A 26,216-nucleotide genomic window follows, 5' to 3' on the forward strand; every position below is an offset into this window, starting at 1 on the left:
CGCACCGCCTCCGTAATGCGCTTGGCTCCTTGTGTGATCGGTGCACTCACCTTGCCTGCTGCTGCCCTGGCAAGCGGTGCGGCTGCGCGAGCGCCCTGGGCAATCGCGCCAAGCTCAGCGGTCATTGGGGCCACCGCGGCTAAAGGCACCAATGCCTCACCGGCAGCCTGAGTCATTTCTTGCCCAGCCTCTGTGCGGGGCGAATATGTCAAAGACTCGGCACCTTGTGTAGCGGCTTGCTCCACAGCGTCAGCCGCTTGCTGCGTGCCAAACTGCCCTGATAGCAACTGTTCAGCGAGCCCCTTAAGCGTGCCCCCGATCATGCCGAGGGCGCCGCTTGTGGCGCCAGTGCCGAGAGCCAGAGCCGTTTCACCAGCGCCCACAATTTCGTCGCCTAGGGATTGATCAGGGGCCCGCTGCACTGTCTCCGGGATTTCATTCCCTGGAACCTGATTCATGGGGTCTTGTCTTGCGCGCGAAACAACAGCGGCCAATTTACGGGCTGCGTCCATGTCGCCGGCCTTATCGGCGTTGATCAGGGCTGATTCCAACTGCTGTAGAGTGGCCATTATTGAGCCCCGTACTTTTGCAGAAGAGCATCGATATCATCTGGCCCCGGGGCGGCTGATGGCGTGTCAGGTACGACGTCAGGCACGCCGAACCTCTCAGACAAATTGCTGCGGCTTTTGAGAATCAGGCGTTGCGCTTCTCGAACGTTCTCGACAAGTCGCGATGGTGATTGTCGAAGGCTCAAGTTTTGCAGGGACGCCTGGAGCTTTTCGCCCTCGGCATTGGAAAGCGCCCCCATTCCCTTGAGCGCCGGGATCTGAGCCATAAATGCCTGAGATGAAAGAGTGGTCAGCAATTCTTCGAAGTCAGCCGTATCCTGGCTTGCTGTGGGCAGCCTAGAAGAAATTGGCCCCGTAGCGCTTTCAATAACCCCTACAGGAGTCTTCAGCACCCTATCTGCGGTATTGAGCATGTTGTCGATAGTGGCCCGCGACGATTCAACCTCGGCAGCCTTCCCGCGTATCGTCTCGTCTCGCTTCATCTGAGCGTCTTGCACCTTCTGTTGTAGGGCCTGGCGCTTCAAGTCATTGCTTTCCCGAGCGATATTCGCGTTCAGCGCCGCGATCTGAGAGTTCTGACGTGACACCTGGATGTCATTCTGCATCTTGGAGATTTCCCAGCCCCCTTTCGCCAAATCCTGAACTGCTTTTGACTCAGCATATTTGGCGTCAACGGCCGCCTTTGCTGCCTTGGCCTGGGAGGCTGTCAATTCGGAAGGGGCGGCTTCGGCGGAGCGCAATTCGCTGGCGATCTTGCCCCACTTCTCAGGGTCCAGAGCCGAGAGGGTCAATCCGATCTGGGCGCCGGTCAGCTTAGGATCGCGCTCGAGTGAATCCCGAATCTGAACCAAGCTGCTTGGGTCCTGTCCGGAGTTCTCCATGGCCTGAATCTGCTGGTCCAAAATACCTTTGGCGATATCCGGCTTGCCACTCTGGATTGCACTGTAAACCTGGGTGCCTGCCCGGAACTGGGAGTCCTGCTGATCCTTGCTCTGGATATCCCAGGCCTGCTTGAACGCCTCCCTTTGGGCCGGGTATTTGACAGACATGGCCGCAGCAGCACCGGCAGTTGGGTTGTTCAAATAGCTCTGCAGATCGGCCGAGTATTGCTCAGCCATAGCGTTCGCTTTCTGCTGCTGGGCAAGCCCTTGTCCGGCCTGAATACCACCCATAAGCGAACCGGCGATGTCAGGTTGCTGGATGTTGTAGTTGAATGGTTGGGCCATGTCAGAAAGCTCCTGCGCCGTATGCAGCGCCGCCGATCCCGATCAAACTGTTGATCATCTGATTCTGCGCATTGGCTTGGCCGAGAATGCCGCCAGCCCGTGCTTGCCCCTGCTGCGCCAGAAGCCCGGAGATGTTATTTGCCGACTGCATGCCGGCATTGCCTGTCTGCGCGGCAGAGTTCTGCCCTATAGCAGTGATGCCGCCGAGGTTCTGATACTGCTGCTGGACCAACTGATTCAGAAGCTGTGGCCGATATTGAGCCAAAGCACCCTGAATGTTGCCGCCACGCAGACCTCCAGTGGCGGATGCGTTTTGCAGCATGGCATTTTCGCTTTGCTTCGCAACGGACTGAAAATAAGGCGAATTTTCAATGCCGGAAATAGCGTCTCGCTGAGCATTTGCGCCGCTCAGGCCGAGAATTGCCTGCTGCTGCCCGAGGGCACCGGTACCAGCCGTCACATAAGGCTCAAGCAGCTTGCTGATGGCGTCGAATTGTCGACGTTGCTCGGCAATTCCTGCTTCTGATGCTTCGGCCTGGGCCTCTCCAGCCTTGCCTGACGCTTTTGCAGATTTCGAGGCGCCATACACTGCCGCGCCTGCCCCGACTACGGCCGCTGTAGTGGCTGCCATTACAAAATCCTCGTAAATGAAGTTTCAGATTTCTGATAGCCGCGACGCTGATAGATGGTCGCGCCTATTTCTGGGTCGCATGACTCCATGACGATCATGTTCCAGTACTTGATGCCCTGGCTTCGTGCTTGCCCCTCGATATGGTCCATGAGGCGAATTCCATTCATCCCTTTTCGGGCCCGCGGGTTAACCCACCAAGCTATCTCGGTACCGCTTTTCACTGCCGCACACCCCAGCAGCGGGCCGCAAACGCCGGCCACGAAACCTTCGATGCTGCCGTCAATCTCCAGGATGGCCAGAAGCCCATGATCGAGCGCTAGCGATGCCATGAAGTGAACATGATCAGCATCGAAAGGGTCGTCATACATGGTGTGCTTCCAGAACTCACGAGCCATCTCAACCACAGCAGCAAGATCTTCTAATTTCCCGTCACGGACCATGATTGCCTCAGCTGAAAAAGCAGGTCAGAACGACCCGGGTGTTTTCTGGAGTGTCACCAAAGCCGCCGACAGGTTCGGCTCGATGCAATCTCGCAGCATCGAATATCACGGCTCGGTTCGGGCGCATTTCGGCCATGTCACGAACATCCCATGCATCTGGGTCGTTTTGACTTGCCACAACCAATGAGACGAAAGTTGGGTGGCCAGGGTTGTAGCCAATGCCAGTGTCTTTATGGCTTAAGAAGCTTGTCCCGCCACGGCAATCTTCTTCGCGATTGAGATATAGCATCAGGCTCTTGTGCCCCATGCTCAGATCAGAATGGACTTGGTGCGGACAATGAATTCCGGCAGGAGAGCGGCGCATAAACATGGTCGGATTCAGGACTTCCGAACCGACGATATGCGAAAGTTTAGTCAGGACAGACTTTGCGATCTGGGGCGGTATATCGCGGCAAATGAGCGGATAAGTGACGCCATCAAAGTCATTTACAACATTTTTGAATTCAGCGCAGTCCGCATACTCGCGCAGCGCTTCGAACTCAGGTAGGAAATTATCAACAATCAGCATCACACTCTCCATCACTGGGGTTGTGAGCTGCTGGCCGCTCTGATTTCTCAGCTGCTTTGATTATAAATCAATGGCTATGTAATTTCTCTTCCCGACGCACTGATAGTCAGAGAAGTAGCGGCGCTTGCAAGCGTGCTGATATAGCCACCCGAATCAAGAACCTGACCTACAAGCTCGGGACATGTATATGCCTCGCCCGCCGCAATTCCTCTTGTTTTCGTCACAAGATTATGATTCCCAGGAGTATCGCCCGAGGCAACAAGGTTACAGCTGAAGCTGACCGTTACCGCGCTCGTATTGGTAACTGTGAATTTGTCGATCACAGTTTTAACATTCAAGGCGGTATATTGCGTCGTCTGGCTGTTTTCGGCCTGCTTCCTCGGGATTATATTTTTGACTATGACCGCCATATCAGCCCCTCAGGTTGAAGTGTTATAGACAACATTGAATATGAAGCGCTTGGTCGCCAGTGTGCTGCATGCCAGGGCAGCGCCATTCGCCGCGGCACGAAACGCGATAGGGGTGGTAGCGCCATTTCCCAAGTCCATATCCACAAACAATGCCGCGCCATAATCAGTGAAGTTCACTGCCCCACTGCCAAAACTACTACTCAGGGCAAATGGCACGCTCAGTGTGGAGACAGAGGCAGATGCAGATGCACCAAAGGTCACGTCATACATCACATAGACCAGCCGGCCTATCTTGGTGTACGTGCACGAATTAACCGTAAGAGATCCACCGTTCCATGTTGGAACAAATGCGTCCTCCTCATAGTCATCAAGCGTGTTCTTATCGGACGAGGCGCTTTGTGTTGCCGGGAATGTTAGTCCAGCCCCTGAAGCGGAAGGAGTGGCATTCCCAACGCTCATCGTTGTAGTGGCTTTGGCGGTCGTGACATGAATCGGAATTGCCCCGCTATTCAGCCATGCAGCGATCGCTGTTTTGATATTGGCCCACGTCCATTTCTTGAGTGAAAATGACGCCGCACTGTCTATCAGCGGGAACTCATCCGCATCAACTGGCGTTGCCTTGGTAGATGCTGCATGTGTCTCAGCAGCGACAACTCCACCAGCTGACTGAGATACGTTCTTCCAGTACCCAAGCCCAGAGTCATATTGGAGTATGTTCTTGTCGGCCAAAGCCGATATCTCAACGTTTGAATCCGTCACGCCAAGCGCGCTTCCGCGCTCGACCAGCACCTGGAGCGATCCGGACGAGCCGGGACCTGCGCTGATGACAACGGCAACCTGTGTCTTCTGATTCGGCGCAGAGGGCCTGACATTCGTCATGAGGCCGCCACCCGTAGGCTTGTACCAAAGGGCGTCTCCGTCGCTCCATACCTCGCCAGATGAAGCACCAGATGTATTTATACCGCGCACAATGCCTATTGTGGTGATGCGCCCAAAAGCGTTGAGGTCGATGTTCTCGGTGGCGACTCCGACTATATCGTTGGGATCGGTCATCCCAGCAGTAGTAGGGCCAAGCGTCACCACTCCTGATGCACCTACGGTGCCAGTGATTCGGACTAGCTGGCCATCAGTAATGGCGGCCGATGCCTTCCCATAGATAAAGACTTCCTCGCCCACCTGCTGGGTAATATTGCCATTACCCATCCCAAGGTTCAGTGTCCCCGTCTGATTCCACCACAATCTGCCAACGGTATACGCAGGCTCCGGCGGGAGCGTGTCGATATCGATATAGTCAGCCTTGAGGAAATTGTCCGCCTGAACCGCGGGGGCGGCGGCTAGCATCTGCAGAGACTCTGCAATGCTCTGAAGCGCACTATTGGCCTGGTCAGCCCTGGCCGACCCGGACTGTGCTTCTGAATATGCCTCTTGAATGAGGATCGTCAGCCCTTCAAGGCTGTCGGGGATATCGACATTCAGCTGAAGAAGCATCTGCTCAAAAGCTCGTATCACCTGAGCATTTGGCGCGAAAGCGGCAAGCTGCTCTCTACTGATTTTTATCTTAGGACTAGACATTCAGAGGCTCTATGGTGGCTTCTAGCCGCGCGATTGATATGCGTGCATCACTTGTGCCTTTGAACCTTTGAATGCGCCAGTTGCGCATATGCCCCTGCTGAAACCAAACCATGCGCTTGGCTCTATCTCCAGCTTTGCCTGTCCGGATGAATTTCTCCTGGCTCCAGTTCTCTCCGTCTACAGAGTATGAGGAGCTTACCGTTGGGTCCAAGCCGAAAGCAGATCGGCCGACGAGGCAAACCAGCTCAAGCTCGTGGAATATCGCGCCCCTGCTTTCGTTATAGACAATGGTTGTGCCGAACTCCCAGCGCACCAGATCACCATAATGAGACGACAACTCGGTCGTGAGGTACCCAAGCATACTGCTCGTGGGATCGGCGCAGTTCCAGCGGTCAAAGACCCAGACCAGATTCCTGGCGCGGTAGGTAGAGAACCCATCGACAGCACTGGTCAAGTAGAACCATAGCGGCTGTTGCACCGCTGACGACCCTGCTACGTCATAGACAAGGGTCCGGTCAGGAAGGTGTACAAGAAGGTGCTGGTGTCCCTTGTCGACTCTCGTCTCAAGAACACTCTGGGAAAGCTGGGCCTCAGAGTAACCAAGAAGAATCTGGTCCACTTCGCGAGTGGAAATCTTGGTCGCAACGCTATTCGCCCCCAGGTAAACCCCGGGCGCCTCATTCTTCCCGCTGCCAAGGAATGCCACAGCATCAACCAAGATGCATGCGGCATGGGTGCCAATGATCCCCTTCTGGATTTGCGCGCCTTCAATGCGCTGGAACGGGAAGAGGTCACCCCCAATATTGTCGAAGACCTCAATCGTGTACCGATTCATTGCATACACTTCGTTCTGAATCTTGAGCAACCCAAGGATAGGGTCAGGATCAGCCTCGGAGCTTCCGTACTTCAGCGGGTCCACTGCGGCCGGGTCGTTCAACTCGGTGACCACGAGGGATATTCCGTCAGTAGTCATGAAGTACCCGTCAATCCACACGACATCGATTACTGCACCCAAATCTGGGTCCGTGACCTGGGTTAGAGAGGTACCGATCAGGTAGTAAAGCTTGTTGTTGGAAGCGATCGCCAGGCGGTCAAAAGAATAATCAAACCTTACCTGGTTGGTGCCACCAACATCGCCCAGGACGGTCACGGTCCCGGCTTGATCGATTGATACCAGCTTCGATCCCATTACCCGATAATAGGCACCCTTCCAATTGATGCCGCCCCTATCTATGCCAGGCCCAGATCCGGACTGGATGATCCCGTCAGCAGGGCGAAGGTATCCTTTAGATATCCCATTTTCCTTAGGAACAGGGATCAGGTTCACCGGATACGAACTGCGGAAATCCGCCTCTTCATCGGTATAGATCCCGTCAAGGATAGGGATTTGCATGGTTAAATGCCGCCTTCGCCAGTCTGTACATGAAGAGTGGTGCCGGCAGCGGAGATATGTGCCAGGGTATCCTCGCCGTCACCCTTGGTGATGATCACCGAGGAAAGCGGAAGCACTGGCAGATCTGCGGTTGTTGCCGTTTGGGCGCCGGTCCCGACGCGTACATGACAGATGTTCGCCCCGCTATTCACCAGTCGAACCGATTTCGCCACAGGATCGATTGAAATAGATGCCGATGCCGCGGCGGGGGTAGTGACTTGGTTCGCGCCACGATGCGGATTGAATGCACGATTAATCATTGTCTAATGCCTCAGTTAGCCGACGCGATACCAAGTGCCGGTAGGTAGATCGAATTTCAGGCGGAAGAATGCGTTTGCGGCCAAAGTGGTAGGCGCTCCCGTCACGGCCGTTGCACCATTGGCGCTAACCGTCAGGGCGGTAACGATCTGAGTGCAATTGACCAGAACTTCTTGCTTGTCGACGCAGGTGCTGGCCAGTGGGAGAACAAGCGTCCCGGCAGCGAAAGTGCCTGTCGGCGTCAAGATCAGATGAATATTCGACGCCCCGGTGGTGATCGAAACGCTAAAGCCTGTCGCTGATGGGGCGGCATATTGCGTGACGAACTCAGGGATTCCAGTGCTTGGGAAGTCAAGACTCCCCTGCATGTATGCGAGAAGCACCGACAATGCGGCGCCACGTGCGTCACCTTGATTCTGGATGTAGATAGGGACGACATCGCCAGCATTTACCGTGTCGACCCGGGTGAGCTTGTTGATTGACGTCATGGCTTGGCCTCAGTCGAATTCGATAACGCTGTCAGGACCAGCAAGAAGCGGGTCGCAAGGCGGATTAAGGAAGGGGCTATCATTGTTGCGCCATGGCTTGTTCCCGGCGCCGGCTGGAAGAGTCCCAGGGAATTGTTTCTCGATCGGGGTCGACGCCAATGCCAGCAGCGTGTCATAGGCGGTTTTCGCGAAGAACTTAACCTCGGGGGCTACCGTCTTGCCAAAGTCTGGAGCAATGCGAATCCCCAGACCGTAATAGATCGCCTCGTTTGCTGCGTCAGGGACTCCCGTCTCTTCATCGATGTTGCTGTTCTGAGGGCTGCTGGGGGCTGGATACCCGACGCGAATACCCTTCGCATTCCATGCGGCCATCATCGAGTCAAGACGTGTCAACGCCATCTGAAGCTGCTGAGGCTCAAGATCAAAGACGTATCCGGCCATCCCGATAGCAGAGAATGCCTGCTCAATGTATTGCCGCTTCGTCCAGCCCATGATTACGACTCCTGGCCGATCGAGGCTTCGATCAATTCGGCTAGACGCCGATCAGATGTGCGCCCATCGAACTTAATCGCGAGCTCTGAAGCCTTCTCTTCCAGCTCGGAGCGCGACGGCTTGGAATGAATATCTTCTCCAGCCATGGCCTCAGGAAGAGTCATAAACCACCCGGCGGCGCGGAGACTCGACAGAGCTTCTTCATCTGCTGCGCCAATGTAGTCATACGTTCCTCCGGTGCAATGATGAGCACCTGGACACCTGTAAACGATGGTTGGAAAGCTCACCGATATTCCTCCTGGGCAGCACTTGATTCTTTCGCTCGGACAGGCCGGCGTACCGGCCCATCCATCCGGCTTAGGACAGCCGATAGGTTACGAAGGTATCCGCCGCAGTCTTGCGAGTACGGAAGAGCCCGGATGTCACGGTGACCACTGCTGCGACACCCACCAGGGTATGGCCGGTGGCCGCGGTTACGGTGAAGGTATTGCCGCCGGTGTTGATGACAGACCAGTCAACGGAATCGTTGATCGCCATTTCGGTAGCCGCGTCCATGACTGCGCCGGTCGGAACAGTGCCAGCCACGGCTGCCGCTGTGGTCGAAGTGACGATTCCGCCGAGAATGGCGGCCGCGGTAATGGCGCCAGTCGCATTCAATGCAACGGGAGCCGCCTGAACTTGACTCGCCAGACGAGACAGAACAGTAGGCGCGGTACCTACCTCATACTGGACCTCAGCAGCACTGGCCTCGATGGTGATACTGGCCGCAGTGGTAAACGGGCCGAACACAGTTTGGGTGTTGACCACGGTACCCAGCAGGTCTTTGGCGGATGGGAAGTTTGGGAAGCCCACGTTTTGAAATACGTTGGCCTCGCCGACGGTGAATACCGCGACACTTTCGTTTGCCGGCACCGTGAAGGTCGCAGTGCCTTGGGTGTAGATGAGTTGCGACATGATCTGAATCCTCTGATTTTTTGGACAGAACGAAGGGGCCGAAGCCCCTTAATTCTTGCTGTTAGGTCTGGCTGAACAGCATCAGGCCGGCCATTTCTGGCTGGGCGCAGACCACGCCGAACAGAGTGTCGACACGATATTTGATCTTCATCGTGTTGATGTCGTACCACTTCTGCATCACCAGCTCGATACCCTGCTCGGTGGACGCGCGCATAACCGCGGTACCGGCATCGCTTGGGACTGCATAGCGGCCCGGCAGGATCTCGAAGGCATCGCGGTGCCAGAAGGGGTTGGCATAGGCCGAGACGGTGTTAAGGAACACAATCGCAGCGGTAGCCGATGGGGTCACAACGACGTTCTGGTACTGCGCCTCAGCGTCCGAGCCACCTTGGTTCGAGATGATCGGCGGGCTGATAGTCATGGTGGTGGCGGAGTCAACCGAAATGACCCGGAAGGTCTTCAGCTGGCCGGTGTCGCCCTTGGTGATGTGCTGCACAGCATTCACGCCGGCAATCGTGAACGCATCGCCAGCGGCCACGTTGGTGGTGCTGGAGATGGTCACGGTTTGATAGCGGTTGTCGACGTTGCTGGTCTCGCCGGTAGCTGCAACCGAAGTAGCCTTCGGCACCCACCAGTTGTTGGCGCCCACCAGGGTGCTGATGGTCAGGCCGCCGCCACCTGCCGCAGCAGGAAGACGGTTCGCGTAATCCAGCTTGTAGGTATCGAAGCTCGCAACCTCGCCTACGAATGCCTTTTCGTATGCGGTATCGGATTTGCGATTGCCGAACGAACGAGAGGCGGTAGACAGGTTGCTGGCCATGCCGTTGTAGTCGCGGGTCGACAGCGCCAGGTAGCGGTCGAAGCCGGAAATGCCCTGCTCGTTCATGATCGCTTCGGCCTGGGCCACATCATCGAAGCCGGAGGCTGCGGTGGTGCGCTTCACAACCAGAGTGCCTTGCAGGGCAGCAACGTTCATCACGGCCACGTTGATGTCACTGGCGAGCTTCTGGTAGGCCGCCTTGCCGAGACGCCCTTCTTGCAGTGCATCACGCAGCTGCTTGGCATCCATCTGCCATGGGGACGACTTGCTGAAGCCGATGCGGGCCGGCACGGAAAGCTGGGTGCTGTCGCCGAAGTTGGCGGTCTGGTCCATGCCGTCGAACGACTGAGCGATGTACGGCATTGGGCGCCAGATGACGTCGTTGGTACGCTCCATCATTGTCATGTCGTTGCTGAACGTGGAAACGTTCCGGGACAGAACCAATGCATCCTCGAAGCCTTCGAGCATATCCTCGAACGCTACGCGCTCTTCTTTAGAGAATGAGTTACTCATGTTGAAACCCTTTATGAATGAGAAATTACCGGGCAAATGCCCCGCTTTAACTCATCCACTTAAAGGGCTGGATGGCGGCCTTTCGTGCAGCTCTGCCTAGTTGTGGCTGGCGAAACCATTTGTACTACCTGTGCAAGTATACAGCGCTATTGACTGATCACATAGTCAGCTGTTACGCGCCTTTTCTCGTTGCTGACGACGATAGGCATTCACCTTCGTCATGTCTCCAGTCTTCTCTGCCTCGGCCCGTAGGCGCTCCAGCGTTGAATCGACAGACCCGGATACTTTCCCGGTCCCGGTCACGGTCTTCTCGGGTGGCGGTGCTGGCTTGCGGCTTTGAACTTTCAATTGCGTCTCCAGCTTCGCGATGGCGAAGGCGAATTTCACATGGTCGTTGATGGCGGCAAGCTCTGCGGCCTTCTTCGGGTTCTTGCCCAGGGCGTAGACAACCAGCGCCGGGTTTTCTGCGCCCTGAATGATGATCCCTTGCTGGGTGACGTTCAGCGAGTTGCGCACCTGCTCTTCAGCGTCATCGAAGTCCTTGACCTTCAGGCCTGACTTGGCAGTGGAGTACTCGCCAAGGCGCTGCTGCCACTCCTCCTTCTGCTTCTGCTCCTGCTTGCGGGCATTCTCCTGCGCTTGATCGATCTCGCGCTTACGTTCGTGCCATTCGGTCAGGCGCGCTTCGAACTTCTCGGCGTCGTAATCGATGTCGGCATCGTCCATGGAAGGCTTCTTGCCCAGCGTTGGAGCAGACTTGTCAGAATCTGGTGCATTGACCTTTGCGCGCAGCTCGCGCAGCTCTCTCTGTGCCTCGCGGTGGCTCTTGCGCAGCTCTTTGACCCATGCCGGGGCTGAGCCTTCGTCCTGCTCTTCCTGAACCTTCTCGCCGGCGATGGTTACAACGACTTCGCTATCGTCATCCTCCACCTTTTCTTCCAGGTCTTCCTGCTCTTCCTGCTCCTCAGGCTCTTCTTCCTCTTGTTCTTCTTCCAGAGCGTTGACGCTGCCGAGGTCGCTCCCTTCACCGTCCGTCGTGCTCATCAGGAAATGACCAAGCCTGCAATGTACAAATTGATTCATGTTTCTCTCCATTTGCTCGAGCATTCAATGGCAGCCCGGATGCCGGTTAAAGCGCTGGGGGCGCTGGGGGAGTTGCGTCAGTAGCAATCACTGTTACATCAGGCGCAGGGGGCAGGCCCTGCTGGAATCTTTCGATTACCTCCAGAGCCTGCTGCTGCTCAATCTGGTCAGTCTCGGTGATGGTCTTGATGGTTTCGGCCTTGGACTTATCAGCGTCGGCCAGGGTCTTGATGGTGGTGGCGCGCGCCTTGACGGCGTTGGCCTCAGCCTCTTGCGCTGCCGCCTGCAAGTAGATGGTGTTGGCGTCTGGCTTGGCGTTGGCCTGGGCTTCAGCAAGCTCCTTGGCCTCTTCTTCGGTCGGCTTAACAACGCCCATGCTGACCAGCTTCTTGCGGAAGAATCCGCGAACGTCCTCGATGCCTTCGCCCTCCATGTTCATCATGACCATGGCGCTCAGAACCTGAAGCGTCTCCGGGTCGGTGGTGATGGTCATCATCCCTGTCAGTGCGCGAACGGTGGCGGCGCGCTTGCTGCTCGAGGATGGGCCTACATCGACCGCCACGTCGAAGCTGGCGTTGGACAGGTCGTTCTCTATCTCGAAGCCTTGGGCGCCGGTGACTGGTCGCAGGATCTCAACAGACCCAGTAGTGCCGTCATAAGAGACGGTCTTCATCTTGCGACCTTCCTCCACCAATACATCCTTGGCCATGCTCAGCCAGATTTCACCAGAGCGCTTGACGGCCTTAGCCATGTTGCTCATGTAGATGAAGGTCTGCATGTCCAGGCGGTTCTGGATCAGCTCAACGGCTTTGCCAGACATGTTTGGCTGGAGCTGTTCACCGGCCTGCTGGTTCCCGAGAAGGTCTTGCATATCCGTCTCGGTGATCTGGAGTAGTGCAGCCATCGCCGCGGGGATCTCAGGCGCCTTGGTGTACCCAATAGGGCCGGATGCTACCTGCTGGCCCGCTGCATCCGTGATCGGGCTCACAAGCAAATATGGAAAGTTCTTGATGTTGTCTTCAGCCCACATCACCTGATGGCCGGCCATCTGCTCCGGTGTGAATATCGGCTTCTCAATTGAGCTCAAGGCACTGATTTCGCCAAGCTTGCTCAGCTGCATATTTTTCAGCCGCTGAGCATCCTTGGCCAGGCGCACATGCCCCATGCAGCGCTCAACGTTATCGACAAACCAGCGCTTCCCGTACATGGGAACGATTGGGATGCACTTGCCTGGGAGATAGCCGCAGTCCTCAAGCACCTTCCCGCCCGACATGATGTACTTGCGGATCTTCTTGCACTTGATCTTCTTCTGGCGAATCTCTCTGCTGCCTATAGCAATCAGGCGCTCGCGAAGGTCTTCGTCATCCTTGAAGTCAGAGTCCTTGTAAACCTTCTCTTCGCCATCAAGATCGCGCCAGATGTAGGCCGTCTCTTTCAGCAGCTCAACGACATAGTATTCAGCAATGAACACCACATCAGGGGTGCACCAATCGAACTCAGACTGATGCACGATCTTTGGCCAGGATGCCGGGTCGTCGCCCCACTCTTCCTTGTATGCGCCAGGGGACATAGCTGTTAGCACATAGCAGCGCTTGGCGTCCGATTTGTCCTGGCGTTTGGCATTCAGGTCGAAGAACACCGAGCTATCAGCGTCAAAGATTGGCTCAATGCGGATGCGTTGGCGCTCGTCCTCGGGGTCCTCGTCGTCTTCGTACTCGCAGCGCAGGCGCCATGCACCAAAGCCGCCACCGACTGCCTCCTCAAAGGCATTGTCGTATGCCTCTTCGGCGCAGCTGTCCTGTTCATCTGCCCGGTACAGGCCATCACAGGTATCAGCCAACTTATCGTCTTCAGCGCCGTCCTTGCTGATGAAGTCAACCGTGATTCGGTTGTTCCGGTATTCGTTGATGATCCTGATGACTGAGAGGTGGACCTTGTTCACTTCGAACTTTGGCTTGTTCTCGAACTGGTCATTGAGCGGGCCTTCCCACTGAGCGCCGGCGATCGAGTAGAAGCGCCGGTCTTGCAGGCACTGGCGGCGCTCATCGCGGAGCGCCGACTGGATATTGTCGAACTCAGCAAGCGCTTCCGCGTGGATGCCACGCAGCCTTTCTTCTTTGGATAGCGACATTGCCTATTTCCTGTTGAAGTGATTCATGGTCGCGATAGGTGTGACCGAAACTTCTTTCTTGAAGAGGATCGGCCATTCAACATCGACGCAGTAGCCGATAGCGGTGGTGATGTGCTGGTATTGGTTCGTCTGGTCTTCCTGGAAGGTCGATCCCTTCTGGAGCTGAACCGTTGACAAACCCTTGTCGCAATACTTGGCGGTCGCTGGATTGACGTAGAGGCTGATCACCCCGTCGGCCGTAGCGATCTTGGCCCGGACAGCGTTCTGCCTGTCCTTGATCGCTGGGTGCGCGGCCTTCACCTTGCGCTGGAAGGTCCAGCCATTGGCGCGTAATACGGCCTCGATGTCGGTGTAGTCAGATGCGTGCCCGTGCTTCTCACCAGCCTGCCCAGCTGGATCGCCGTAGATGATCACGTTCTTGTTCTGGTGGTTCTTGAACTTGTCCACGAACTCGATGGCGGATTGTTTCGATACAGCACTGATCAATACGATCTCATCCAGCAGGTACAGATCCTTCCCGCTGTTGCGGCGAACGCCAATGGCCGATGACAGCGGGGTGAAGTTCTGGTCATGCATCCACATCAACTGCTCATGCGGCTCGATGGTCGCAGTGGTGTGGTTGGCTTTGCTGTAGTCCTCGTAGATCCGGCCGGATGCCGTCTCGAACGACGCCTCAAACTCTTGCTTGAACTGCTTGGCGGACATCGCGCGCTTCATGTCTTCAATGACATCGGGCGGCAGAATCTCTGCTGACTTCCAATGAAAGACCTCGAAGTTCGGGTCTTGCCCTGTCTCTGCCTGCATGCACAGGTCGTAGTAGTGGTTCAGGCCATCAGGAACGCCGAGAAGCCAGCACCAGGCGCGATAGTCCGGCATCGTTGGATTCACGGTGTTCAGCGCGGGAAGGATGTTCGCCTCCCATGCGTCGGGCTTGATGTCGGCAAACTCATCAATGCCGCCGCCAGTCCAAGGAACACCTTCGATGCGCTGCGGCTTGTCGAGCCCGATAACGTTAATCTCGCTTCCGTTGTCCAGGTAGATGATCAAGTCCGACTCAGAAGGCCGTCGGCTATGCATGCAAGACAGTGAGAAAGCCTTGAGGTCATCCCAAAAGATCTTCTTGGCTTGTGCGTGAGTCGGGGCCGCGGCGAAGTACATGCCCGCATAAGCAGTGGCTTGCTTCACCAAGAACCGTTTGAATCGCTCGGTCTTGCCGCTACGTCGACCGGCCGGAACGAGCGGGAACCGGACGCCGCGGAGAACGGCAGATACAAGAGCCAGTTGAACCGGATGGTCTTTCAGTGGATACCAGCGTGCCAGCTGGCGATCGAGCATCAGGTTGCCGGTGTTCATGACGGCAACTTGGCAATCAGATCAGCCAGCAGCTGGGCGTTCGAATTGCCGCCACCCTTCTCGATCAGCTTTATCTCTGCCTTGCGCTTCTCGATCTCTAGACGCTTTATCTCTGCGTCGAGTTCAGCATTACCTGGCGCAGTGAACATGCCAAGGTGACGGCCGATGTCAACCAAAGCGCCCTTCTTGTCATGCAGCTTAACCTTCAGCCCTTCCTTTCCTTGGGAGACCTCAGCAATGGCTCCAGCGGTCTCGTCGTCGATCTCGGTGGAGTCGATCAATGCCAGGCCGTGGTACGGCACCATATCCTCTGCACACTCTTCCTCACCGTCGACCATTCGAACCATCGTCTCGCCCCAGCGAACGACCTTGCGGATGTCGCTGAATCCGATCTTGGCGAGTTCGCGCAGGACCATATCCTGGGTGATTCCCACTCTGCCGGCCCGCGCATCCATCCTTTTTGCGATAGCGGCCTGTATGTCAACATTTGACAACAGTCGATTCCCAGCTTGCCGGGCAGTCTTAGGGCTGAATCCAGCGCGGATCGCCGCCTGAGTGGCGTTCAGGTCGATCAGGTATTCATCAACAAAGCGTCGCTGCTTTGCTGTCAACGTCCCCACGTATTACTCCGCTTCAGCTGCGGGCGCGTCTACAACGCTGAATGCGATGTTGCGCAGTGGGTAGACGGCGATATCGCTGCCATCAGCAGCGAGGAAATGCGCGCAGCCGTCTTCTCGGCGATCGACGCTTTCAGCTTCCAGGTAGTGAGAGCCTTCATTGGTTTCGATCTTGTAGGTCTGCATATTCAGCTCTTCTTCAGGCAAGCCTTAACGATGTAGTTCTGAAGCTCTGCAACCTGAGCCATTACCTTGTCGTTGGCTTCTCGGAGGTCGGCATAACATTAAAAAAAAAAAGGTTCAAGTTCGGGGGCGGCTGCATGAGAGCTGCCGGGGGACTTGGTATCTGGCAATTGGGGGCAGGCGGCACGGACGTACACGCGCTTAACGCCATTGCGCAAATCAGCAACAAGCTGAGCCTTTTTGGTCTCGGCATTGCTCAGAGCCTCTTGGTATTGAGCGTCGATGGAGTCGCGAACAGCGAGAGAGTGTTCGTATGCCAGTGCTTGGCTCTCCAGATCACCTACACGCTTCGACGCGGTGCTCAGGCTGGTGCTGACGTGGTCAAGACGCCAAAGCGCCACAATCAGCGCCATGGCAAGACCTGCGAGCAGGTAGCGAGTCATGGGCGTACCCCGAAGCGCTTGGCACAGTAGTCGGAAAGATCCCGCTCATCGCGCAGGACCGCCACTGGTGCACCGGTCAGGCTATGGAGCACCACCAGCAGGCTGCCGACGGTGTGCACCTCGCCTTCGTTGCCTTGGTAGTTCCAGCCGCCCTGCTTACCGGTAGCCCAGATCACGCGGGCTTGGCGCCCTTTGCATTGCTGGGAACGCAGCTCAACAGCGGAGTACTGAGTATTCATCGCTGGGCCTCAATGCACTTTTCGTGGCGCTCAAGCTGTCGAGTCCACACGCCCCAGCACCGCTTGTTGCCCGGGGTTGAGCAGTCGAAGCCGGCGGCGAATTTGTACTTGAGCAAGTCGTGACAGGCCTGGGCGTAGTTACCGGCCAGCAGGTCGCTGCGCATTGAGGACTGGCGCCAGGTGCCGATGCCGTACTGGCCCACGAAGTCCATGTACAGGTCGAACTCTTCTTGGTGGAGCTTGACGCCCGGCAGGCTGGCGGCGAACTGCTTCTCGGCCTGACTGTTCAGGTTGCGGGCCAGGACCTCGGCCCGGGCCCGGGTAATGGTGTCGGTCATCTTGACCGCGGTGCCGTCTTCCCACCGAGTCGAGCCATGGCCAAGGGTCGGCACGTCGCCCTGAGTGGGGATCACGGCGTGGTCGGTAAACCCCTCGCTAGCCTTCCAGGCGCCGAAGCCAGCCATGCTCAAGGTCAGCATGCCCACGGCGATGCGCTGGCGGGTGCTCACGGCCGGCACTGCTCGCGCAGGGCCTTGATGCGCTCCACGCTCTCGGCGTGCTCACGGCGGTCGCGGCGGATCTGGAAGTAAGTGCTGATGACGAGGCCCAGCACGGCCACGGCCACACCGGCGATGCCGATCCAATTGATCTGGGATAACCAGCCGACAAGACCAGCAGCGCCGCCAGCGAGCATCCCCTTATTGGCCACTGAAACACCCACCACCTCTACGATGCTCTCAGGCGTCGGGTTGGCCATGCTTGGACTCCTACTTGAGGCTGCCATGGTGGGCCTCCAGAAACGAAAAAGCCCCGGCGAATGCCAGGGCTTGGAATGGGTGCAGATGGCCGGTGCTGATCGCCGGCATTAGGCTCGGGAGTACGAATCCCTAGCGCATCAGCCTGCGCATTCATCTGCATAAAAAAGCCCGACTCAATGGCCGGGCTTGTCTTGAGCGGTAAAACCGCAATGTGGCAAAATAATGCCAAACACTACTCAAAACGTCAAGCGGCATTCTCCTCTTCGCACATCTCGGCGACCACTACCGCCACTGGCCTCAAGGCCTTTGCATCGAGCTTGTCGATGTGGCTTGCAAGGGTGCTCCATATACCAGCCCAGTCGCGAACCCAGTTGTGGGGATCCATGGATGTGCCCGTCCGGTCCTCGACGAACATGCATACTTCACCGGGACCCATTTCCGGCCGCCCCTGAACCATGCGCTTATGGGATTGAAGGGCGGCGAGAGCCATCCAGTAGGCGCGCTCACGCTTTCGCTCAGGCAGCGTATCAAGACCAGACCCAAGCCACGCCAGGCCGTGTGCAATGGAAAGATCGTTGCCGGTGGCCATTGGCGAGTAGAGGAAATGGCCAAGATGCCGGATCGACTTTGGCAGAGTATCGATCGCTCGCATGATCAGCCCAGCAATGAGCATGTGGGCACAGCGTGATTCAGTCAGCCTTCTGCCTGGCCTGGTCTCGTGCACTCCTGCGCTCCGTACAGCGTATGACTTGGCAGTTTCTTGGCCATGCTCGTTCTCAAGCATGACCACCACCCTTTCCTCGCCGGCTCCGGACTTCTTGCCCAGGCGAGCCTGCTCGGCGGCCACGGCCATTACCGAGCTGCGGCTTTCATGGAGCGCGTCGTGCCATGCCTGTCTTGCATTAATAAGTCTCATGCTGCAGCCCTCTTGAGTTCTCGGGTCTTGGCCCGGTATTCGACGGTTATTGCCTTGAGTTCTTCCACGGTGTACTTGCGCGGCTCATGGTCGGCTTCGAGCGCCTCGACTGCCTCGAGGCCAATACGGGCGATCAACCCGCCCCGGAAGCCCTGGGAAACGGTGTAGCCCTTGCGGGCGTGCATGTAGGAGCCAGAGTTACAGGCTTTGCATTGAAGCCAGATATTGGTCGGCACCAGCCTTAACTCTGGCCTAGCGCCCTTGCCGAGGAAGTGCCCCGCATCGAATGCCCCGCCAGTCTTCCAGCCCTGGGCGGCGATGATCTCTTCTTGGCTCAGGCCGCAGCTCATGCACCCACTGCCGATGCTCAGCTCGTAGGTGCGGCGATAATCGCGCAGGGCCTTCTCGGCATCCTTGAGGTGGTCGGCGCGACTCTTCAGGGCCTCTTTCCTGACCTTGATCTCCCGGCGCTCGACCTGGGCCAGGGACTTCCGGGCCTTGGCCTGGTTCACGTCCTTGATGGCCAGGCCGCACTTCGGACTGCATACGGCCTGCCCAAGGCGCTGAGGCACGAATGATTCCGCGCAATCGGGGTTTTTGCAGGGCTTCGGACGGGGCTGTCTGGCGGAGATCACCACTTCATCTCCTTGATCGACCCAAAGTCGAAGTCAGGCAGCGTAGAGGTTCCGTTCAGGTAGTCGGTCATGATCTGCACGTCTTCCTGCGTGCAAGACCCTGGGCAGGACTGCCAAAGGCTCATGGGGTCAGTGCTGTACATCGCGCCACGACAAAAAATACCGTACCGGCAGTACATACCGTCCTCGACAACCCCTACACGAGCTTTCCCCTTGTCGAAGTAGACGATGTGGTGCTTGCCTGCATCGGTACGGATGAGCTTCGCGCCTTTACGATTGCTGCGCTTAATCCACTTTTGGATTTCTTCGCTGTAGGCGCTCATGCTGCCGCCTCACTCAGCAAGTCAACGAACACCACGCCCTTGGCGCTGAACTCGGCCACGATCTGGTCCGTGTAGGCGATGCCCTGGGCGCGATTGAATAGGCGAGTCACCGGGAAGCCGTCGGGCCCGAAGATCGAACATGGCCCCATCAGTTCCAGCTTTGTCTCGTAGTCCAGGTGCAAGAACATCCGGTTCCAGCCGTGGCGAAAGTCGACGTCGGCGCTGCGCATGATCGGCACGCCAAAGTGCAGCTTGCAGTACTTACGGGCGTCCTCCACGTCGCCGATCTGGGTCATCTGGGCGATTCGCTGGTACAGGGCGAACCACAGGGCGTTCTGATCGAGCGTGCGGTCCTTCCCTGGGCGCAGGGAGACGACCACGAACTTCTTGTCCCGGTACATGGCTGTCAGGGCGTTGATGGCCTCGGAGAGCTTGGTTGCGCTGTTGACGCTGATCTTGTCGGTCATGGCTTGTCTCCTGTCACATACAGGCATCGGCCTTGGCCCATGTCGTACAGCCAGCAGCCCAGATGGTCTTGGATTTCTTCGCAATCTTCGTCGCAGTCCTTGCAGATAGGCTCGCGAGGGGGCGCTTCACTGGCGCGGACAGCGATGATTAAGTCTTCGGCGTGTTCAGTCATGGCTGCTCTCCCTTGCCCAGGGCGGCGACCACTCTCTGTGCTGCCTCGTGCGCGTCTTCGAAGCGCTGGACGTTTTGCTGCATGCAGAACAATCCACCATCCACCAAGTCCCAACAGTAGCCATACATGGCGGTCATGCCCTTCAGTGCGGTCAGCAACGCCTCGTTCTCGGCCTTGAGCGCAGCATTCACCTGGTTCTGCGCTTCGAAGCCAGTGCGCAGGCCGGAGAGTTCAGCCTTGAGCTGGGCGCGCTCTTCCCTTGCGGCCTTGTTCGACTGGACGACACGGGCGCGAGACTCCTTGGCCGACCGTACCTGAGAGCGTAAATCCCACTCGCGTGCGCTCCCTGCGGCGACGTCATGCTTTAGTTGCTCGTTCTCGGCGATTAGGGCCAGGACTGCGGCAGGACTGGTTGCAAGCCTGTAATCGGCGCTCCAACTGCATCCTGGATGATTTGCAGCCTCAGCCAGCCGCTTCAGTTCGGTGTAGTCGGTCATGGCCGGCGCTCCAAGTAGGACCAGAGCACGGCAGCCCCAGCGGAAAGAATCCCGAATACATAGCCAATCATCGCGGCGCCATCTGAGACCACCCCATTGGCAGCGATGAAGAAAAGCAGCGAAAGGATCAGGTAGAACTGGTGGTTACTCATGGCTTCACCTTCAGGCCCTGGGCCTCGATTGCTTCGCGGCAGTTTTCAAGTGCTTCGTTGTAACTCTGGTTTTCGTCGATTCTGGGCAAATGGCGAATCTTGCGCTCTGCTGGCAGCTCCACCACCAGGGTCTCGCGGTAGGCTTTCCATCCCCACCAGGCCGCCTGTATTGCATCGTTACGATAGGTGCCATCTGGCTTTTTATGCAGATCACTGTTCTTGTACAACTCGACAACTGCCTGTTCGAACTGCTCGCGCATCTTGTTGGTGTCCATCAGAAACTCTCCTTGCCGCGTTGTGATTCCCAGGTGAACGGCAGAACAATCACGCCGCCTTCGCGCAGGCGATCCGCGCAGCGCTCGCCGATTGCCGCCGGTAGTTCCTGGGCGCCCAGGTTGGAAACAATGATGGTTGGCAACTGCTCCTCGTACCGGCCATTGATGATGGCGAACAGGGTCGATAGCTCGAAATCGCTCGGCTTATCCTTCGAGGCGCCGATTTCATCAAGGATCAGCAGCGAAGGCTCAATGAGCGCGGCGAAAATGCCCGACTCCGACCGCTCGCACGCTCGGTCGTACGTGGACCGGATGTCCTGCAGGATTGTCCCAATGGTCCGGTAAACAGCCGCGGCTGAGCTAGTGGCCATGATTTCGTTCGCTATGGCCACGGCCAGATGGGTTTTCCCGGTTCCAGGCTTGCCGAGCAGCAACATGCAGCGGCCAGCTTGGAAGTGATCGTGGAATGCATCGGCATAGGCCCGGCACTTTTCCAGCGCTTTCGCCTGCGCCGCGCTTTCGGCGACGTAGTTATCGAATGTTTTGGATGAGAAGCGCTTGGGAATTAGTGCTGCACCGAGCTTTTCAGCCATTCGCATGCGTGCAAGTGCCGATTCCTGGGCCTGCTTCCTGATCTCTTCCTCTTCGGCTCGAATCCTGGAACATTCCGGGCAACCGATCTTGAACTCGCGCCCCAGCATGAGCATGACCTTCTGCTGGAAAGGCCCATGGGTTTCGCACTCGGCAGGCTGGATGCGCTCGCCCATGCCTTGATCATCGACGGATACGGCGATCTCAGAACGCATAGGAACCATCCTCCCGCTCGATCAAGCCCGATGTGTAATCACGATCAGAAAAGCCGTGGTGGCGAGACTGAGTGACCGGCTTGGATGGGGCGGCTGCGCGCCTGGTGATCCACTCGACCTCAAACCCCTGCCAGCCGTTGTCGACAGCGATGGTCAGCGCGTGGTTTGGCAGGACGCCAAAGGCCTTGCACTGCTCCAGCTTCGCGTTGAGGCCGGACCATACCCGGGCGGTCATCGGCGCCTTCTTGGCCCGGCGAACAGCCAGGTAATCATCGATCAGGGTTTCGGAGACCTGGTGCGGGTTGTCGGCAAGCATCTGCGATTTCCCGAACGGTGCTTTCCGCTCAGACTTGGCAGGGGTCGATTCAGTGTGGGGGGTAATAATCTCTTCCGAAGGAAGAGTTATAGGGGGTTTTTCTTTCTTTGTATAAAGAAGGGAAGTTGCCGTTTTGGTCTCACTCGCTTCATTTCTCAGTGAGACGATTTGGGCTGAGTGAGACGATTTGGTCTCAGTGAGATTGTCTGATTTTTCCTCGTAAAAGGCCCATTCGGAGATAGGGGAAATACCGATGTCTCCACGGCTTCCACCTACCCGATAGATGATCCTGCGCCCAAGCAAATGGCTGATCGCCTTTGAGGTTACATCTCGGCGCATGTTGGTAAGCTTGCCCAGGTCATCAGCAGAGAGGCGCCGAGTCTCCTGCTGGTATCCAATTGTCTGCCGTGCGATAGCCATCAAAACGCGAAGCTCCCGCGCCGGTAGATCTACCGTTGCGAGAGCCTCCATCAGTGTGTTGTCCATACGGGTGAACCCCCTGGACTTGTCAATTTGGAAGATGTTTGTCATGATTCTTCTCGTTGAACTTGCTGTAGAAAGAGCCGACCTTGACCGTCGGCTTTTTTGTGCCTGGAATTCGGTGTTTCAGTCTTTCCTGCGGAACGCTTGAATCGTTCCCCTCATCGGCTTAGGTCTTGTTCTTGTTGCAATGACTTGCTGAATCCCTTCCTTGATGAGCTGCGGAACAGTTACTTGCCTCTCCGCCGCCAGCCCCCTCAAAAACTCCAAATCATCGCCATCGACCAATTCGCCAATGGTCATTTCTTCTTGGTTGCTGCTCATAGGGCCTCCAGAGGGACTCAAGAGGGACTTCAGGCCACACGGCTGCTTCGCTTAAGCTCTTCCCTCATCCCGTCGATCCATGATTCAAGAGCCTCACGGGCCAGTACTGCTTTCCTGGTTCTGTGGATCTTGGCCAGGCTGACAAGCGCAGCCTCGTACTCGTCGTCCAGACGGACCTTGGTCTCGTTTTCGTGCTTGTAGCTGGACTGGTTCGGGTCATATGCCATTGGTGAGGCTCCTTGGTTGTTCGAAAGGGTTAAGCAGCTGATTTGCGCGCAGGAATTGGCCGAGTCTCGCTAGCCTGAACGCTGCCGTCATCGTGGATCGTGATTCGAATGTCACGCTTAGAGCGATACATCTGAGATACCGCGCTCTGCTGGATACCGAGAGCCTTGGCGAGTTCGCTCTGGGTTCCATGCCCGGACAGGTACTCCTCAAGGGTTACGGTCTTCATTGGAGGTAGTCTCATGTGGAATTTGATTTGATATTAGCACTGCTACTTCGCACAACTCAAGACAAAGAGTAGCAGTGCTGTTTGCTTTAAAATCAGCGGTGCTACTAAATCACGCGCATGAAGAAACCTATTCGAACCCCGCTAAGCAGCGAGCAGCTTGCCGATGCAAGGCGGCTTGCAGAAATTTACAAGGCCAGAGTTAAAGAATCCAAAGCTCGAGGAGACGTCCCCACGCTTAATCAAGCCGAGGTCGGCGAGAGGTGCGAGTGGAAGTCAGCTCAAAGTACAGTCAGTCAGTTCATGACCGGAAAAGTTGCTCTGAACCTTGAGGCTCTGGTTAGGCTTTCTGAAGCTCTAGACTTTGAACCCTACGAGGTAAGCCCGACGTTGGCTGCTGGGATAAGGCGTGCCGTCACGGACCATGCGAAAACCAACCATGCTGCAGAACCGGCCAACAGCCCCCTGCCGGCAGGAGAAGACATCCAGGAAACGATGGATGACCGCTATTCGTTCATCCCTCAGTACACGGCATATGCAGCAGCTGGTGGCGGTCACGACAACCCACATGTCGAGATCCGTAGCACTCTCGCTTTCAAGCGTGACTGGCTACGCCTCAAAGGCGCAAATCCAAAAAATCTGAAGGTCATCTATGCCGACGGCAATAGCATGTGGCCAACGATCAGTGACCGTGACGTTCTCCTAGTGGACGAGTCGAAGATCGAACCAAGGGATGGGCAGATTTTTGTCCTTGAAAGCGTTGCTAAAGGCACGATCGTGAAGCGCCTAGTCAAGTCAGACTTTGGTGGATGGATCATTCGCAGCGACAATCCGGACAAGATAAATAACGCAGACCTGGAGCTTCCAGACGGCGAAATCCATGAGCACCGTATCCTTGGCCGAGTCATCTGGCGCGGGGGCGACCTATAGGAGCTTCACCCATGTGGATTGCAATTACGCATATCATCGGAGCAGTGCTTGCCTCCTGCCTGCTTATCATGGCATCGCTGATCATAGGCGTATGGATTAAAAAAAGAGTCATCGTGGCCGAACTGCAAGCTATTTCCATACAGCTAGGCGTAGCCGTTGAAGATCTGGAAGATCATGCGAATGTTGATCGAGCCCTGCTATTTATGGCTGATCGCTACAGCAATGACCGACTAAGCAATCGATTATCAGATCTATTCGGCTTGCTTCAGACGGCTCTTGATTGGCTGGTATTTATTGTCCAAATAGGAATTTTGGTAGGTGTTATTTGGAGTGCAGCTACAGGTTCAGTGGGGGAGGCCTCTAACGCATGGAGCATTCCAGCTATCTCACTACTGCTCTGGATTGAGAGAATGCTGCTCATGGCCGCTTGTCGAGTCCTGACCGGCAGATATCCAAGCCAAGCCAAAGAGTGCAGAAAGAAGCTTTCCGAGCTCTTGAGAGCGAAGAAGCAACAGTCTGCACACGTCTATACGTAATATTGAGCTCTAAAAGGATCGCAGCCCTTAGCTGACTTGTATGTGGGAATGACCCAGGCCTATCGCTAAATCCCGCCTTGCGCGGGATTTTTTGTGCGCGCAAGAAAAATAACAGCAGTGCTGTTGACCAACCAATAACAGCAGTGCTACTTTTACCCCATCGCAGAGACACAACCACTGCGAAGGGCCTCAAGAGACCCGCCGCTCTTTAACAACGTGAAGACGAGTCACCCGGCGCCAGAGTTCTTTCCCTGACAGTGGCCATAAGCCCGGGTGAACGGTAAGCAACACAGCAGGCTCCCTTGCCCGACACGTCGGCTCGCTGGTCTGTTGAGATTTAGAGAATTTAGCTGCTGCGCCCGGCATGCCGTCGCAGCGGCCAACACGACATAGCAACTACCGAGGATTTCTCGGTAGTTCGATTCAAGCCGATGACGGCCGCCAGTAGCGGGTCACGGCGGCACAGATTTCCTCGATGACCTTGGAGACAGGGTCATCCGGAAAATCGGACGCACAACGGAGCAAGGCGAGATGATCGTTACCAAACACGAAAGCGATGGCCCAAAAGGCAATCGATATGTAGGTCGTTCGGCGCATGGCGGTTACCGCTGGTGCATTCAGCACGCTACTAAAAAAGAGTTCGACGTTGCACAAGGCACATGCGAAGCCCAGGACCTTCCAAAAGATATTCGTGAACAGTGTGATGCTTACGATGGCGTGAATTACGCCTGCCAATGGCCGCTCTAACAAAACCAGCTCATCTCAAGCCCCTTAGCTTGAGCTTTATATTCCCGATCCTCTCTATGAGAGCGCATCGGGGTGTGATCTGACTCACCATGACCGCGATAAGACGCGAAGCGAGCTGTCCAGTGATGGAAGTAGGGGCGCAACCCTGAAATGGCAGGTGCTGAAAAATCTAGGGCCTTGAGTAAGCTCGCAGATCACACCCCGATGCGGACGAAACTGCGGCCTATAACCGCCCACCTGCATCACCAACCCAACCGGAGAGCACCATGCTCCAGATCATCCTGATCGGCGCAGCGCTCAGTCATGTGCGGCCAGAACCGCCTCTCTCTGCCGGCCTGCCAACCGATCCACCAGCCTGCATTCGGGAAAAGCCTCGACTGACATCCGGGGTCGCCGCGTTCTGGCGCTGAACGATCCCGCCAAAAAAACCTGACTCTGAGATCACTGCATCGTAGAGCTACACCGAAAGCCCCGACGTCCAACGGGGCTTTCGTCTCCCCCGCCTCGAACCCACCCGACAAGGAATCCTCATGAAAACCAAGAAGCTCAATGCGCCAGAAACGGCGTTGGTCCTGCGCACCTGCCGTGCCGATCTGACAAGTCATGGCCGCTTTCAATGGCCAAACGAAGTGGGTGCTGTTGTTACCGCGCCGGACTGGCGTAAAGACGACGAATGCGGCCACGGCCTGCATGGCTGGCTGTTCGGCCAGGGTGATTCGGGCGCCAGCGATAGCATCGGCGATAAGGAGGCGAAATGGCTGGTGGTTGAAGTCGTTTTGGCTGACATCGTCGCCCTGGGCGGCAAGGTCAAATTCCCCTCTTGCACCATCCGCCATATCGGCGACAAGCACAGCGCCACGGAATATCTGCTGGCTAACGAGCTGCGTGCGGCAAGCGTGGCCGTCATCGGCGTCACCCTGACCGGGGGCGACCGCTCGACCCTGACCGGGGGCGACCGCTCGACCCTGACCGGGGGCGACGACTCGACCCTGACCGGGGGCGACCGCT

General features: G+C 56.8%; 39 protein-coding genes and 1 pseudogene. 5 read left to right on the forward strand and 35 right to left on the reverse strand.

The window, feature by feature from the left end; translation table 11 throughout:
- From BM019_RS30895 to BM019_RS29970, 35 genes and pseudogenes are all read right to left on the reverse strand, one after another.
- Positions 1 to 569, reverse strand: a pseudogene (locus BM019_RS30895) (hypothetical protein); the annotation flags it as partial.
- Positions 569 to 1,795, reverse strand: coding sequence for a hypothetical protein (locus BM019_RS29820; protein ID WP_092422585.1), 1,227 nt, complete (start codon positions 1,793 to 1,795; stop codon positions 569 to 571). The gene BM019_RS29820 and the pseudogene BM019_RS30895, both read right to left, overlap by 1 nt.
- Before the next feature lies 1 nt (position 1,796).
- The gene (locus BM019_RS29825; protein ID WP_092422588.1) at positions 1,797 to 2,426 is read right to left on the reverse strand and encodes a hypothetical protein; all 630 of its coding nucleotides are present in this window, start codon (positions 2,424 to 2,426) and stop codon (positions 1,797 to 1,799) included.
- Positions 2,426 to 2,866 carry a GNAT family N-acetyltransferase gene (locus tag BM019_RS29830; RefSeq protein ID WP_092422591.1) on the reverse strand — a complete coding sequence of 147 codons (441 nt, stop codon included), beginning with the start codon at positions 2,864 to 2,866 and terminating at the stop codon, positions 2,426 to 2,428. The genes BM019_RS29825 and BM019_RS29830 overlap by 1 nt, the downstream gene beginning before the upstream one ends.
- A gap of 7 nt (positions 2,867 to 2,873) precedes the next feature.
- Positions 2,874 to 3,434 (reverse strand): 2OG-Fe(II) oxygenase, encoded by a 561-nt coding sequence (locus BM019_RS30670; protein ID WP_175510765.1) that lies wholly within the window; start codon positions 3,432 to 3,434, stop codon positions 2,874 to 2,876.
- A 419-nt stretch (positions 3,435 to 3,853) separates the two neighbouring features.
- A complete protein-coding gene (locus tag BM019_RS29845; protein ID WP_092422600.1) occupies positions 3,854 to 5,416 on the reverse strand; it encodes a hypothetical protein in 1,563 nt (520 codons plus the stop codon).
- Positions 5,409 to 6,809, reverse strand: coding sequence for a packaged DNA stabilization protein (locus BM019_RS29850; protein ID WP_092422603.1), 1,401 nt, complete (start codon positions 6,807 to 6,809; stop codon positions 5,409 to 5,411). Before BM019_RS29850 ends, BM019_RS29845 begins: the two co-directional genes overlap by 8 nt.
- A 2-nt stretch (positions 6,810 to 6,811) precedes the next feature.
- Positions 6,812 to 7,108 (reverse strand): hypothetical protein, encoded by a 297-nt coding sequence (locus BM019_RS30675; RefSeq protein WP_139217401.1) that lies wholly within the window; start codon positions 7,106 to 7,108, stop codon positions 6,812 to 6,814.
- Between the two features lie 15 nt (positions 7,109 to 7,123).
- Positions 7,124 to 7,594 carry a hypothetical protein gene (locus tag BM019_RS29855; RefSeq protein WP_092422606.1) on the reverse strand — a complete coding sequence of 157 codons (471 nt, stop codon included), beginning with the start codon at positions 7,592 to 7,594 and terminating at the stop codon, positions 7,124 to 7,126.
- A gap of 9 nt (positions 7,595 to 7,603) precedes the next feature.
- Positions 7,604 to 8,086 (reverse strand): packaged DNA stabilization gp4 family protein, encoded by a 483-nt coding sequence (locus BM019_RS29860; RefSeq protein WP_092422609.1) that lies wholly within the window; start codon positions 8,084 to 8,086, stop codon positions 7,604 to 7,606.
- A 2-nt stretch (positions 8,087 to 8,088) separates the two neighbouring features.
- Positions 8,089 to 8,373 (reverse strand): hypothetical protein, encoded by a 285-nt coding sequence (locus BM019_RS30680; protein ID WP_139217402.1) that lies wholly within the window; start codon positions 8,371 to 8,373, stop codon positions 8,089 to 8,091.
- A 70-nt stretch (positions 8,374 to 8,443) separates the two neighbouring features.
- Positions 8,444 to 9,040 (reverse strand): hypothetical protein, encoded by a 597-nt coding sequence (locus BM019_RS29865; RefSeq protein ID WP_092422612.1) that lies wholly within the window; start codon positions 9,038 to 9,040, stop codon positions 8,444 to 8,446.
- Positions 9,041 to 9,101: 61 nt separating this feature from the next.
- Positions 9,102 to 10,373, reverse strand: coding sequence for a P22 phage major capsid protein family protein (locus tag BM019_RS29870; RefSeq protein ID WP_092422615.1), 1,272 nt, complete (start codon positions 10,371 to 10,373; stop codon positions 9,102 to 9,104).
- Positions 10,374 to 10,538: 165 nt separating this feature from the next.
- Positions 10,539 to 11,456 (reverse strand): hypothetical protein, encoded by a 918-nt coding sequence (locus BM019_RS29875; protein WP_092422618.1) that lies wholly within the window; start codon positions 11,454 to 11,456, stop codon positions 10,539 to 10,541.
- A gap of 46 nt (positions 11,457 to 11,502) precedes the next feature.
- Positions 11,503 to 13,587, reverse strand: a complete 2,085-nt coding sequence (locus tag BM019_RS29880; protein WP_092422621.1) for a portal protein — start codon at positions 13,585 to 13,587, stop codon at positions 11,503 to 11,505.
- Positions 13,588 to 13,590: 3 nt separating this feature from the next.
- The gene (locus BM019_RS29885; RefSeq protein WP_092422624.1) at positions 13,591 to 14,940 is read right to left on the reverse strand and encodes a terminase large subunit domain-containing protein; all 1,350 of its coding nucleotides are present in this window, start codon (positions 14,938 to 14,940) and stop codon (positions 13,591 to 13,593) included.
- Positions 14,937 to 15,560 (reverse strand): terminase small subunit, encoded by a 624-nt coding sequence (locus BM019_RS29890; RefSeq protein WP_204840182.1) that lies wholly within the window; start codon positions 15,558 to 15,560, stop codon positions 14,937 to 14,939. The genes BM019_RS29885 and BM019_RS29890 overlap by 4 nt, the downstream gene beginning before the upstream one ends.
- Before the next feature lie 3 nt (positions 15,561 to 15,563).
- Entirely contained in the window at positions 15,564 to 15,743 is a 180-nt protein-coding gene (locus tag BM019_RS29895; protein WP_092422627.1) for a hypothetical protein, read from the reverse strand.
- Positions 15,744 to 15,841: 98 nt separating this feature from the next.
- The gene (locus BM019_RS29900) at positions 15,842 to 16,183 is read right to left on the reverse strand and encodes a lysis system i-spanin subunit Rz (protein WP_092422630.1); all 342 of its coding nucleotides are present in this window, start codon (positions 16,181 to 16,183) and stop codon (positions 15,842 to 15,844) included.
- Positions 16,180 to 16,422 (reverse strand): hypothetical protein, encoded by a 243-nt coding sequence (locus BM019_RS29905; RefSeq protein WP_092422632.1) that lies wholly within the window; start codon positions 16,420 to 16,422, stop codon positions 16,180 to 16,182. Before BM019_RS29905 ends, BM019_RS29900 begins: the two co-directional genes overlap by 4 nt.
- Positions 16,419 to 16,931, reverse strand: a complete 513-nt coding sequence (locus BM019_RS29910) for a glycoside hydrolase family protein (protein WP_092422683.1) — start codon at positions 16,929 to 16,931, stop codon at positions 16,419 to 16,421. Before BM019_RS29910 ends, BM019_RS29905 begins: the two co-directional genes overlap by 4 nt.
- The gene (locus tag BM019_RS29915; protein WP_092422635.1) at positions 16,928 to 17,179 is read right to left on the reverse strand and encodes a phage holin family protein; all 252 of its coding nucleotides are present in this window, start codon (positions 17,177 to 17,179) and stop codon (positions 16,928 to 16,930) included. The genes BM019_RS29910 and BM019_RS29915 overlap by 4 nt, the downstream gene beginning before the upstream one ends.
- A 245-nt stretch (positions 17,180 to 17,424) precedes the next feature.
- Positions 17,425 to 18,096: a hypothetical protein gene (locus tag BM019_RS29920; protein WP_092422638.1), complete on the reverse strand. Its 672-nt coding sequence runs from the start codon at positions 18,094 to 18,096 to the stop codon at positions 17,425 to 17,427.
- Positions 18,093 to 18,734 carry a recombination protein NinG gene (locus BM019_RS29925; RefSeq protein WP_092422641.1) on the reverse strand — a complete coding sequence of 214 codons (642 nt, stop codon included), beginning with the start codon at positions 18,732 to 18,734 and terminating at the stop codon, positions 18,093 to 18,095. Before BM019_RS29925 ends, BM019_RS29920 begins: the two co-directional genes overlap by 4 nt.
- Positions 18,728 to 19,054, reverse strand: coding sequence for a hypothetical protein (locus BM019_RS29930; protein WP_092422644.1), 327 nt, complete (start codon positions 19,052 to 19,054; stop codon positions 18,728 to 18,730). The genes BM019_RS29925 and BM019_RS29930 overlap by 7 nt, the downstream gene beginning before the upstream one ends.
- Entirely contained in the window at positions 19,051 to 19,521 is a 471-nt protein-coding gene (locus tag BM019_RS29935; protein WP_092422647.1) for a NinB/YbcN family protein, read from the reverse strand. The genes BM019_RS29930 and BM019_RS29935 overlap by 4 nt, the downstream gene beginning before the upstream one ends.
- Positions 19,518 to 19,694 carry a hypothetical protein gene (locus tag BM019_RS30900; protein WP_175510767.1) on the reverse strand — a complete coding sequence of 59 codons (177 nt, stop codon included), beginning with the start codon at positions 19,692 to 19,694 and terminating at the stop codon, positions 19,518 to 19,520. The genes BM019_RS29935 and BM019_RS30900 overlap by 4 nt, the downstream gene beginning before the upstream one ends.
- Positions 19,691 to 20,191: an MreC domain-containing protein gene (locus BM019_RS29940; protein ID WP_092422650.1), complete on the reverse strand. Its 501-nt coding sequence runs from the start codon at positions 20,189 to 20,191 to the stop codon at positions 19,691 to 19,693. The genes BM019_RS30900 and BM019_RS29940 overlap by 4 nt, the downstream gene beginning before the upstream one ends.
- Complete coding sequence (locus tag BM019_RS30905) at positions 20,188 to 20,343, reverse strand: hypothetical protein (RefSeq protein ID WP_175510769.1); 156 nt, start codon at positions 20,341 to 20,343, stop codon at positions 20,188 to 20,190. Before BM019_RS30905 ends, BM019_RS29940 begins: the two co-directional genes overlap by 4 nt.
- A complete protein-coding gene (locus BM019_RS29945) occupies positions 20,340 to 20,618 on the reverse strand; it encodes a phiTE_015 family protein (protein WP_092422653.1) in 279 nt (92 codons plus the stop codon). Before BM019_RS29945 ends, BM019_RS30905 begins: the two co-directional genes overlap by 4 nt.
- Positions 20,618 to 21,424, reverse strand: coding sequence for an ATP-binding protein (locus BM019_RS29950; RefSeq protein ID WP_092422656.1), 807 nt, complete (start codon positions 21,422 to 21,424; stop codon positions 20,618 to 20,620). Before BM019_RS29950 ends, BM019_RS29945 begins: the two co-directional genes overlap by 1 nt.
- The gene (locus BM019_RS29955; RefSeq protein ID WP_092422659.1) at positions 21,414 to 22,271 is read right to left on the reverse strand and encodes a replication protein; all 858 of its coding nucleotides are present in this window, start codon (positions 22,269 to 22,271) and stop codon (positions 21,414 to 21,416) included. The genes BM019_RS29950 and BM019_RS29955 overlap by 11 nt, the downstream gene beginning before the upstream one ends.
- A gap of 75 nt (positions 22,272 to 22,346) precedes the next feature.
- Positions 22,347 to 22,544: a hypothetical protein gene (locus tag BM019_RS29960; RefSeq protein WP_092422662.1), complete on the reverse strand. Its 198-nt coding sequence runs from the start codon at positions 22,542 to 22,544 to the stop codon at positions 22,347 to 22,349.
- 29 nt (positions 22,545 to 22,573) lie between these two features.
- Positions 22,574 to 22,771 (reverse strand): hypothetical protein, encoded by a 198-nt coding sequence (locus BM019_RS29965; protein WP_092422665.1) that lies wholly within the window; start codon positions 22,769 to 22,771, stop codon positions 22,574 to 22,576.
- Positions 22,772 to 22,800: 29 nt separating this feature from the next.
- Positions 22,801 to 22,998, reverse strand: coding sequence for a Cro/CI family transcriptional regulator (locus BM019_RS29970; protein WP_092422668.1), 198 nt, complete (start codon positions 22,996 to 22,998; stop codon positions 22,801 to 22,803).
- Between the two features lie 117 nt (positions 22,999 to 23,115).
- On the opposite strand from BM019_RS29970, the gene BM019_RS29975 reads away from it, so the two are divergent.
- From BM019_RS29975 to BM019_RS29990, 5 genes are all read left to right on the forward strand, one after another.
- Positions 23,116 to 23,925, forward strand: a complete 810-nt coding sequence (locus tag BM019_RS29975; protein WP_092422671.1) for a S24 family peptidase — start codon at positions 23,116 to 23,118, stop codon at positions 23,923 to 23,925.
- Positions 23,926 to 23,936: 11 nt separating this feature from the next.
- The gene (locus BM019_RS29980) at positions 23,937 to 24,461 is read left to right on the forward strand and encodes a hypothetical protein (protein ID WP_092422674.1); all 525 of its coding nucleotides are present in this window, start codon (positions 23,937 to 23,939) and stop codon (positions 24,459 to 24,461) included.
- 531 nt (positions 24,462 to 24,992) lie between these two features.
- Positions 24,993 to 25,208: a hypothetical protein gene (locus tag BM019_RS29985; protein ID WP_092422677.1), complete on the forward strand. Its 216-nt coding sequence runs from the start codon at positions 24,993 to 24,995 to the stop codon at positions 25,206 to 25,208.
- Between the two features lie 266 nt (positions 25,209 to 25,474).
- Positions 25,475 to 25,618 (forward strand): hypothetical protein, encoded by a 144-nt coding sequence (locus tag BM019_RS30910; RefSeq protein WP_175510771.1) that lies wholly within the window; start codon positions 25,475 to 25,477, stop codon positions 25,616 to 25,618.
- Positions 25,619 to 25,738: 120 nt separating this feature from the next.
- The coding region (locus BM019_RS29990; protein ID WP_204840183.1) for a DUF7666 domain-containing protein at positions 25,739 to 26,216 on the forward strand (478 nt) is incomplete at its 3' end.

It is taken from the genome of Pseudomonas sp. NFPP07 (genome assembly GCF_900115645.1).
Taxonomy (GTDB): domain Bacteria; phylum Pseudomonadota; class Gammaproteobacteria; order Pseudomonadales; family Pseudomonadaceae; genus Aquipseudomonas; species Aquipseudomonas chlororaphis.